This is a genomic window from Nonomuraea sp. MG754425, assembly GCF_021699195.1.
GTDB lineage: Bacteria > Actinomycetota > Actinomycetes > Streptosporangiales > Streptosporangiaceae > Nonomuraea.
In genome coordinates this window covers 1-8,901 of the sequence record NZ_SSXE01000285.1, presented here as the reverse complement: position 1 = coordinate 8,901, position 8,901 = coordinate 1, and the positions used below count along the sequence as shown (strand labels likewise).

9 protein-coding genes are annotated in these 8,901 nt (G+C 71.6%); 1 reads left to right on the top strand and 8 read right to left on the bottom strand.

What is annotated here, in order from left to right; translation table 11 throughout:
* Window positions 1-406: 406 nt before the first annotated feature.
* The 7 genes from FAF44_RS49800 to FAF44_RS49770 form a co-directional block, all read right to left on the bottom strand.
* Entirely contained in the window at window positions 407-784 is a 378-nt protein-coding gene (locus FAF44_RS49800) for a hypothetical protein (protein ID WP_237110492.1), read from the bottom strand.
* A 26-nt stretch (window positions 785-810) separates the two neighbouring features.
* Entirely contained in the window at window positions 811-1,443 is a 633-nt protein-coding gene (locus FAF44_RS49795; RefSeq protein WP_237110491.1) for a 2OG-Fe(II) oxygenase, read from the bottom strand.
* Window positions 1,407-2,822 (bottom strand): MFS transporter, encoded by a 1,416-nt coding sequence (locus FAF44_RS49790; RefSeq protein ID WP_237110490.1) that lies wholly within the window; start codon window positions 2,820-2,822, stop codon window positions 1,407-1,409. Before FAF44_RS49790 ends, FAF44_RS49795 begins: the two co-directional genes overlap by 37 nt.
* Window positions 2,819-4,045, bottom strand: coding sequence for an arginase family protein (locus FAF44_RS49785; protein WP_237110489.1), 1,227 nt, complete (start codon window positions 4,043-4,045; stop codon window positions 2,819-2,821). The genes FAF44_RS49790 and FAF44_RS49785 overlap by 4 nt, the downstream gene beginning before the upstream one ends.
* On the bottom strand, window positions 4,042-5,142 hold the full coding sequence (locus FAF44_RS49780) for a cupin domain-containing protein (protein WP_237110488.1): 1,101 nt from the start codon (window positions 5,140-5,142) through the stop codon (window positions 4,042-4,044). Before FAF44_RS49780 ends, FAF44_RS49785 begins: the two co-directional genes overlap by 4 nt.
* Complete coding sequence (locus tag FAF44_RS49775; protein WP_237110487.1) at window positions 5,139-6,302, bottom strand: hypothetical protein; 1,164 nt, start codon at window positions 6,300-6,302, stop codon at window positions 5,139-5,141. The genes FAF44_RS49780 and FAF44_RS49775 overlap by 4 nt, the downstream gene beginning before the upstream one ends.
* 115 nt (window positions 6,303-6,417) lie before the next feature.
* Window positions 6,418-6,570, bottom strand: a complete 153-nt coding sequence (locus FAF44_RS49770) for a hypothetical protein (RefSeq protein WP_176993608.1) — start codon at window positions 6,568-6,570, stop codon at window positions 6,418-6,420.
* A gap of 474 nt (window positions 6,571-7,044) precedes the next feature.
* Between FAF44_RS49770 and FAF44_RS49765 the strand changes: the two genes are divergently transcribed.
* Window positions 7,045-7,227 carry a hypothetical protein gene (locus FAF44_RS49765; protein ID WP_237110486.1) on the top strand — a complete coding sequence of 61 codons (183 nt, stop codon included), beginning with the start codon at window positions 7,045-7,047 and terminating at the stop codon, window positions 7,225-7,227.
* A gap of 992 nt (window positions 7,228-8,219) precedes the next feature.
* On the opposite strand, the gene FAF44_RS49760 is transcribed toward FAF44_RS49765, so the two are convergent.
* On the bottom strand, window positions 8,220-8,901 hold a 682-nt coding region (locus tag FAF44_RS49760; protein ID WP_237110485.1), incomplete at its 5' end, for a DUF998 domain-containing protein.

Genomic DNA, 8,901 nt, shown 5'->3' with positions numbered 1-8,901 from the left:
CTCAGAGTCAGAGGAGCTCACCCCGGACGTCTCTCGCGCACTCGTTCAGGACGTCGCTCGCCTCCTGCACGATGAACGCCAGCTGCGCGGCACCCCCAACGTACGCGGGAGGAGGCGAAGGCGGCCTCGTACGGGGCGGTGTTCCACGGGATGGCTCCGGTGGTGAGCAGCTCGGCGACAACGGCCGCCGTCAACGGCATGGTGCCGGCGCCCGCCAGTTCCCGCCGGGCAGCGTGGCCGTGAGCGGGTGCGAGCCGTTCGTACGCTTCGTGGAAGGCACGGGCGATCCGCTCAGCGGCTGCGTCGACGGCGGCCCGTTCGGCGGCGCACCCTTCGCACAGAGGCGGCCCGAAGCACTTGGCCTGGAAGCCGTCCGGGCGTGGGACGACGTGGCCGTGTCCGCCGGTCACTGCCGTACGGTCCCGTCCGGGCAGGCCGTCCGAGCGTTGGAGGCGCGGGCCTCGCGGGCGGCGACGGCCAGCCCGGAGCTGACGCTCTCGGCTTCCTCGGGCCCCATGGACGCGGTGATGTCGCCCCAGGAGAGCACCACCTGCCCGCCGCCGGTCTCGGTGTAGCCGCGGCCGGCCTGCCAGGTGCCCGGGAGCGGGCCGGGCCACGGCTCGACGTCGGCGAAGCCATCGTCCAGCGGTGGCAGGCCGCCGGCGGTGGCGGCCAGGAGCAGCGCGCCGGCGATCCAGCCGATGACGACCCCGATCACCACGGCGGGGCCGTTGCCAGGCCACCACACGGCGGCGAGACCGGGTGGGATGAGCAGAGCGGCCACGAACGCGGGATAACCATCGGGGCGCGTCAGGGAGTCAGGAAGCCGGTGATGGAGCGCCGAAGGTTGTCGCCCGCGCCCGCCTCCACCTTCCTCACCCGGTGGAACGTGCCGGCCACCATCACCACGAGCCGGTTCGGCCGGGGCGCGATGGACGTGGCCGGCACGGGAGCGTTCATCAGGTCCTTGGGGACGTCGAACTCGGCACACGGCACCTCGCCGACCGGGCAGTCGAACAGCTCCAGCTCGCCGCCCCACGTCGCCCGCCACTCGCGCGACAGGTAGAGCGTGTACGCCGCCCCCCGGCCGCTCCCGTCGTCGTGCCAGTCCAGCCCGGACCCCCGGCCGTACCGCCAGAACTTGAACCGGTCGTTGTCCGCCGCCGTCACGCCGAGCGCGTCGAGGCCCCTCCTGACGGCCGACGTCACCTCTCCGGCGTGCTCCTCGCCGGCTTTCGCGCAGGCGTACGACGCGTCGGCGTAGAACGCCACTCCGTCGAACATCGGATCGACCGAGCTGAAGGTGGGCCGGTGCTGCACGGCCCGCTCTTCCTCCCGCCAGGCGGCCAGGGCGTCCGGGGACAGGGCGTTGTCGACCACCACGAACCGCCGCCCCTGTACGAGGGTCACGGCCTCGGCGGTCCGTCCGTCATGACCTGCCACGCTCGCGCCTCCTGATCTCCTTGGACATGGCCTTCCGCCTCGCCTTCTCGCCCGCCCTCGCGACCGGATCCCGGGGAGGCCGACGAGGGCACCCCCTGGCACGCCGAGTCACCGGCGCCGTCCTCAAGAGCGCGGTCCCGCAGCCCCGAACGCGGGACCGCCCAGACGAGCACCGCCGCCGCCGTGGCGACGATGACGGCCGCCAGCCCGGCCAGGTACGCTGTCCGGCCCACCAGGTTCGCGAGCGGCAGCGCGATCACGACGCCCAGCGGCACCATCGCCGTGGTCATGGTCGTCTCGAACGATCCGACCCGCGACAACATCGGCTTGGGGACCGTGAGCTGCACGAGGGTGTCGAAGACGACCCCGGCGACCCCCGCCGCCAGAGCCGCCAGGAACAGGGCGCCCGCGACCACGACCAGATGCCGGCCGTACGCGAGAGCCAGGAGCTGCACCGGCATCGAGACGGCCAGCAGGGCGACGGTGAGCACCCCGCGCCACTCGACGCGCACGCGCCCGCTCACCAGCGCTCCCAACAGCCCGCCCGCGGCCAGGAACGTCACGATGACGCCCCACTGCTCGATGCTCCCGAACCTGTCCTGCACGGTGATCGGTCCGAGCACGCTCACCGAGGCCAGCCCGACCTGCACCGGAACCCAGACGAGGATCGCGCCCAGGACCAGCGGCAGGCGGGGCATGACGCGCACCGCGTCGAGGAACCGCACGCGCTCCGCCGCGCCGCCGTCATCGTCCTCGGCGGGTCCGCGCTCCGGCGGCCGGGCCCGGATCAGCCGCCTCAGCCAGGCGAGCGAGACGAGGGAGACGACGAAGGTGGCGGCGTCGAAGAAGAGCGCCAGCGGCACGCCTCCCACCACCACCAGCAGCGACGCGAGCGCGGGCCCGGCCAGCCGTCCGGTGTCCCCGGCGACGTCGAGCCAGGAGTTGGCCTTCTGCAACTGGGCGGGGCGGACCAGCTCGGGGAGCAGCCCGACGGCGCCCGGCGTGAAGAAGGCCGTCGCCGCGCCATAGACGGCCGCGGACACGACGAGGTGCCAGAGCTCCGGGTTCCCGAGGGCGAAGGTGATCGCCGGGAACACCTGGGCGGCCAGGCGGACGGCGTCCGCGCCGAACATGACCGGCAACCGCCCGACCCGGTCCGGCAGGCTGCCTCCGTACGCGATGAAGACGAACCTCGCCAGCCACAGGGCCAGCAGCACCATCGGGATGCCCCGCCCGTCGGGCGCGACGGCCAGGGCGGCGAACGCGAAGGTGACCGAGACGACCCCGTCCCCCAGCTGTGAGACCGCCTGCCCCGCCAGGTAGACCCTGTAGAGCGGCGACGACAGGGGCGAGCCGGGTACGGCGGGAGCGTCGGTCATGCGTCTTCTCCGGCGAAATTGTGCACCGGCGAGCCCCGCCCCACCACCCGCTCCACCACCTGCCCCGCCTCCGCGAGCTGGACGGTCTCCACGAGATCGGCCAGATGGGCGGCCGTCAGGTGGCGGCCGGACGGGGAGGGGCACGCCTCCACCAGGTCGCTCGCGACCAAGCGGCCCGCTGCGGCGACGCTCCGTACCAGGGCCGTCAGAGTCGCGGGGTCGAGACCGCCGCCGGCGGGATAGACGACATCGGGAGCGTACGCCGGGTCCAGCACGTCGATGTCCACCGTGAGGTGCACGGGCGCGCCGGCGCAGAACCGCGCGATCGTGTCCGCCGCCTCCGGCGCGCGGGCCTCCTCGGCAGTCAGGTAGGAGACGCGCCCGTTCGTGGCCTGGTCCAGGTTCGTGTCGACGCCGCGCACGCCGATGGTGAGCCATTCGACGTGGGGATGCTCGGAGAGCACCCAGCTGACGAAGTTCCCGCAGTCCGCGGTGACCGCGTTCCCGGCCGGGCGGCGGTCGGCGTGCGCGTCGAAGTGGACGACGCGCAGCGCCGGATGCCTGCCCGCGACCGCGCTGATCACCGGGTAGCCGATCGAGTGGTCCCCGCCGATCACCAGAGGCCGGTGGCCCTGCGCCAGGACGGTGCCGACGAGGGCCCGAAGCCGCTCGTGGGCCGCCGCCCCCGTGTCGGTCTGCGGATGGACCGCGAGGTCACCGTGATCCACGAGGCCGGGCAGTCCCTCGGCCGGCCGGGCCCGCAGCGTCCACGACCAGGTGCCCGGCTGGGCCAGAAGCCGGAACCTGCCCGCGAGGGCCTGGCGGATCACGGGGACGGCGTCCTTGGGCCGGGGGCCGGGAGGGCCTCCCAGATCCACCGGCGCTCCGATCAGTCCCCATACGGCCGCGGCGGCCCTGGTGCCCGCGGGCAGGGACAGCGGGGTCCCGGCCGTGCGCGCGAGCCCGCCGGTCGCCGCCGCCGAGGCGTCCGGCGGCACGATCAGGCGGATCCTGCGCAGGGCCTTTTCCGCCTCCTCAGTGAGCCGCACCGCTGGCGCGCCGTCACGGCGTTCCCCCAGCTCCCACAGCTCTCGCAGGGGCGGGGTCAGGGTGAGCCGCGTGCCCTCGGCCTCGTTGACGAGGTCGCCGCCCTGGATCCGGAACGCCGGGTTGAGGACCCACGGGGCCCCGGACTGGTCCACGCTCGTCATGGCGAGGCTCACCGGGCCTGCTCGACCAGGAGGAGCCCGGCGCGGACCAGCGAGTCGAGCGCCTGGTCGATCTCCGCGTCGGTCAGGGCGATGCCCGCCGTGTCATCGCGCAGCGTGGTTCGCCCCGCCGACCACTCGTTCATCCAGGGTGCGAGACGGCCGTCGATCCTGAGCCGCACGCCGAGGCTCTCGATCGCCATCAGGCCGTCCCCGGCCTCGACCAGCGGCGGGAACCGGGCCGCCCACCTGAGCCGGGTGCCGGTGTACGGGACGCTCTCCACCGACCACGGCAGCGACAGGCCCTCGCGCCTTTCGAGCGACTGCGCGGAACGCACCTCCCGCGCCCGGTGCACGTCCGAGGCCAGGGCGGTCATGAGGGAGTCGAGCTCGCCGCCGTCATCGGGCGTCCCCTCGGTCCTGGGCCGGTTGGACCAGGCGTCCAGCGCGGTCCGCGCGAGGTCCTCGGGGGTGGACGCGTGCAGGCCGAAGGTCCAGTGCAGGCTCGGCCCGATGCCGGTGGCCTCGTGGTCCCATCCCCGGGGGATGTGCCACACGTCGCCGGCGTGCATGTCCGCCTCCTCGATCAGCCGCGCGCCGAGCCCGGAGCCCTCCCAGATCCGCCAGCGCTTGCTGCCCTCCGCCTGGAAGATCACCGTGGCGTGGCCGTCCGCGTGGCGGCCGAACGCTGACTGCGTCGTCCAGCAGGCGTAGCAGTTCACCCAGGCCGGGTCGTCGGCGAAGTACTCGAACTCCTCCCGCAGGCGAGCAGGGCCCACGTGGATGCGGTCGGCCCTGTTGGCGACGAGGGTCGCGCCGGAGCGGAGGTACTCGACCATGGCGCCGTAACGCCAGTTGCGGTGCACGATGTCGCCGCCGTCGATCCGCGTGCTGATGTAGGTGCCGGGATAGGCCATGGGTTCGGACGACAAGCGGATCATCAGCGGTTCGATCGTGGTCGTCCTCATGATGTGGTCGATGACGCCCCATCCGAGCGACGCGCGCCACGAGCCCTGCGGGACCCGGCCGGCCAGAAGCTCGTTCCCGAACGACTTGCGCCAGACGGACTCCCCGCCGAGCGCGTCGACGATGTTCTCCCACGACAGTGTCATGACTGTATCCCAACGCTCCGAAGGACGCCCACGCGGACCAGGGCCCGCACAGCGGCTCGCAGCTCTGGCGTGGTGGCCGCGTCGCGCAGCTCGTCGGCGCCGACGAGGGCGCCGGGCTTCAGCAGGCGGGCCAGCTCACCGAGATCGACGGAGAGCTCTCTTCCCAGGGCGAAGACGCTGTGGTCGGCGATCACGACCGGCAGGCGGGTGACTGTATAGGGTGGACCTTGATCGCTGGTTCTGCCGGAGAACCGGGGCGGCGAGCCGTACCCGCACGACCGGCGGAGCATCGCCTGCCGTCGCACGGCCCGCTCGACGCCGTCGTCGCCGAGGGCGTCCCGGAAGGCGTCGATCGCGCCGGCGACCGGATCCCCGTCGGCCTGTTCCGGGTGCTGGGCGTTCCGGCGGCGCATCTGGTGGAACAGCGCGTCCGTGGCGATCTGCCCGGGATCTTCCGGATACACCGTGAGCCCCAGGAACAACGACGGGCCGTCATTGCGGAAGAGGTGGTACATCCCCGCGGGGATCAGCAGGAAGTCACCGGGCGCGAGGCGGACGCTGTCCGCCGACGGCAGAAGAGGCTCCGCGTCCAGCGTGTGCGGGCGCCCCTGGCCGAGTGCTGGCAGGCTCAGCCCTGGCCAGGTCCACGCCGTCTTCGCCGCCGGGCCGAGGTGGAAGATGAAGGAGGGCTCCGGGTCGGTGTGCACGCCGAACGGGGTGGTGCCGGAACTAGCCACGAAGCAGTACCAGTCCACCCCTCTCGTCAGCGGAACGCCCGCCGATTCGAGCGGGAGGACGAAGCCGGTGTAGAGAAGCTCGGCGAGCTCGGCGTCCCAGGAGTCCAGGCCGTTGATCGCCAGGCAGATGTCGTCCTTTCCGGTGCGGGCGGAAAGCCAGGAATGTACCGCGGACCGCCCGGAAAACGCCCCCGATACCAGTTTTTCCGAGGCGTCATAGTCGAGGCAGGTGTCACGGAACGCTCTCATGGCGGGCAGATCCGTGTCGTCGCCGTCCACTCTGGTGGTGGCGGCCCGGAGAGCGCCGAGAACGAGTTCCGCGAGAACGTCCGGTTCGCGGATCAGGCCGGGAATGTGCACACGTTCGGCGAAATGCGGCCCGTCGCGCTCGCAGAGTTTCCGCCAGGTGCCTTCGTCCAGCAAATCTCAGACCTCCGGAATCGTGCGGTGAATGGTCCCGTCAAGCCGCCTGACCAGCCCGGTGGGCGCGGGAACCCGTCCTGTGCTCAGAGAAGTCCCGCGCCCACCGGCCTGCGGATCAGTGACCGACGTCCCGCTGCGGCCGCATCCAGAGCTGCCGGTCCTGCAGAGCGGCGACCGACTCCTCCGACACGATGATGTCCGCGATGTCGACGAGAACGGGGCCCCGCCCTTCGTGCCGGTCGAATTCGTTGTGCGACGTCATTTCCATGTGACTTCCCTTCTTGTTGTCGCGGGCCCGCGACGTGCACGGACCCGGTAACAGGAATCAGCGGCTCCGAACCGCGGGAGAACCCGTGCCGCAGCGTCACGGGCATTCCGGCTTTTCTGGTGCCGCTGAGGGCGTTATTGCTGAGTCTTCACCCGTGGAAGGGCGTTCGCCCAGGTCGCCGACCGGACATTCTCCGGACATTCACCGGGCGAATCCGTGACCCTTGCCGCCCGGCGTCTTCGATTCACGCCGCCACCGGTTGCTGACGGCTCAGGTGCCGCCCGCCCGCGCGGCGCGGCCGAGGCGGAGGGCCGAGATGAGGAAGAAGATGCCGCCCGGGATGGCGTAGCCGGCACGCCGGCGAGCGCTAGAGCCTGTACGGAGTTGAGATCAGAGGGATTGCCCGCGCTGCGGATGGTGATCCTGGTAGGTCTTCGCCATGGCGCGTGGAGATCTCATCTCCTGCAGCTGGGCATGGAGGTCGAGACCGGCGGACGGCATGGACGTCCGCAGCAGGTGACCGGTCTCAGCCTGCGTGAAGAGCCGGAACTCGGCACGGCACTCGGCGCCCTGGCCGGCCGCCATGTGCGCGAGCTGCGCACCTGGACCGAATCGGTGAAGCTCCCGATCTGGGCGCAGCGCCGAGAACAGCAGTGATCGCTGACCGAACCGCCTTCGTATCGAGCGGATCCATCGGCTCAGCGTCTGCGGCGGCCTCCGGAAACGCAGCGATCCCGGCTCCACCACTTGCACCATTGCTCGTGCGGCAGGGCCGGGGCTGCGGCTTCTTCCGTCCTCGCCACGCGCGGCGACCAGTGCTGCCACGGCCGCGGGCTCGTTGGTAGTAGGGCACCGTCTCCGGGACGACATCGGTGGCATACGCACACCCCGGTCAGGGGGAAGACGAGGTTCCCGAGGGCCGCCACCTGGTGAGCGGCCTTCCTGTCGTTCACGGTGACCGCGCCATGGCGCAGTGTCAGGATGAGGAACACGGAGGACGACGGAGGGAAGCGGAGACTCGCGGACAGGAATGGCGGCCGGTCTGGCTGGGGCCGCGCCGTGGCGGTGACAATCGAAAGCATGGCCCCCGCATCGGCAGCGCGCCCCGGCTGGGCACAGCGCCTTCGCGATGCGCGCCGCGCACGCGGCTGGGACCCGCCCCGTCTTGCTCGCGAGCTGCGCCGGCTCCAAAGTCCGCAACTGATCGCGGTTGGCCCCCATCTGCTCCAGCACGACCGCGGTCATCATGTCCACGTCACTCACCGGCCGCCACTCCGGCTCGCCCCGGCCATCCCGGCCGCCACCACGCGCCATGCCCCAGATCGTCCCAGACCGGCACCAGCCGCCCGCCGCACCTTCACCACATCGAGACCCAAGGCTCTGCCTTACGCACCGTGATCATTATCAGCGCCAACCGTCTGTGCGATGGAACGGGATCCGGCGTTAACCGCGTCCGGAGGACCGCCACGGCAGGGGGTCACTGACCTGGGAGAACCCCTGTAAACGCCGGATTCCGTTCCAAATCTCTCTGACCCCCGAATCCACTGCAGTGCCATCTTGTCGTGTCGACGCCCGGTGGCGCTGGTTTGCTGCTCCAGCCTGTTGGTTGTGGCCACGTCGGAGTGTGAGCATGGATGAAAGAGCGGTGCTTATCGCGCCGTGGGGGAGGAGCGTTTTGCCGCGAGGGTGTAGCAAAGCGCGGCGGCCCACGTCCAGATGACGCCGCCACCGGCGAGCATGAGCCGGTAGTCCTGGGCGGGGAACGCCGCGAATCCCAGGACGAGGTACGCAGCCGGCGCGAGAACGCTGTAGAGGAGCAGACCACGTCTGCCCTCGCGGGCGAAGCGCCGGGCGAACACCAGGCAGGCGGCACTCAGCGCCAGGCCCATCCCCACGGGTGCGAAGTTGTGCAGCTGACCGTGCCAGGTGGCCTCGGTGGGGATGCCCGCGGCGGTGCCGGGCGGGTAGCCGTCGGCGGGGTCCGTGGGAAAGACGCCTGCCCAGATCAGGCTGGCTCCATAGACACCGAGCAGCACGGTGCCCCAGGCGCGCCCCGGACTTCCGGGCGCGAGCGTGCGGCGTAGACCCGCGACGGAGGCCAGGACCAGCGCTCCGCAGAGGAGGAAGTTGGCGGTCTGGATCCAGCCCAGCTCGCCCAGGCTCAGCATGCTGAGGGGATGTCGGCGGGGATCGAACCCTTCACGGGTCACTGCCTGAGCGGTGATCAGCAGGACGAACAGCGGGCCCGCGATCATCCCGCAGATGAGCAGGGCACGGGTGGCAGGGGCCGGCGCGGTGGCCGGGCGGGGAAGGCGGGCAGGAGCGTCGGGG

Bases quoted from the DNA above. Each gene is read 5' to 3' on its own strand.
- FAF44_RS49765 (WP_237110486.1), top strand. From the start codon at position 7,045: ATGGAGGTCGAGACCGGCGGACGGCATGGACGTCCGCAGCAGGTGACC.
- FAF44_RS49770 (WP_176993608.1), bottom strand. From the start codon at position 6,570: ATGGAAATGACGTCGCACAACGAATTCGACCGGCACGAAGGGCGGGGC.
- FAF44_RS49790 (WP_237110490.1), bottom strand. From the start codon at position 2,822: ATGACCGACGCTCCCGCCGTACCCGGCTCGCCCCTGTCGTCGCCGCTC.
- FAF44_RS49780 (WP_237110488.1), bottom strand. From the start codon at position 5,142: ATGACACTGTCGTGGGAGAACATCGTCGACGCGCTCGGCGGGGAGTCC.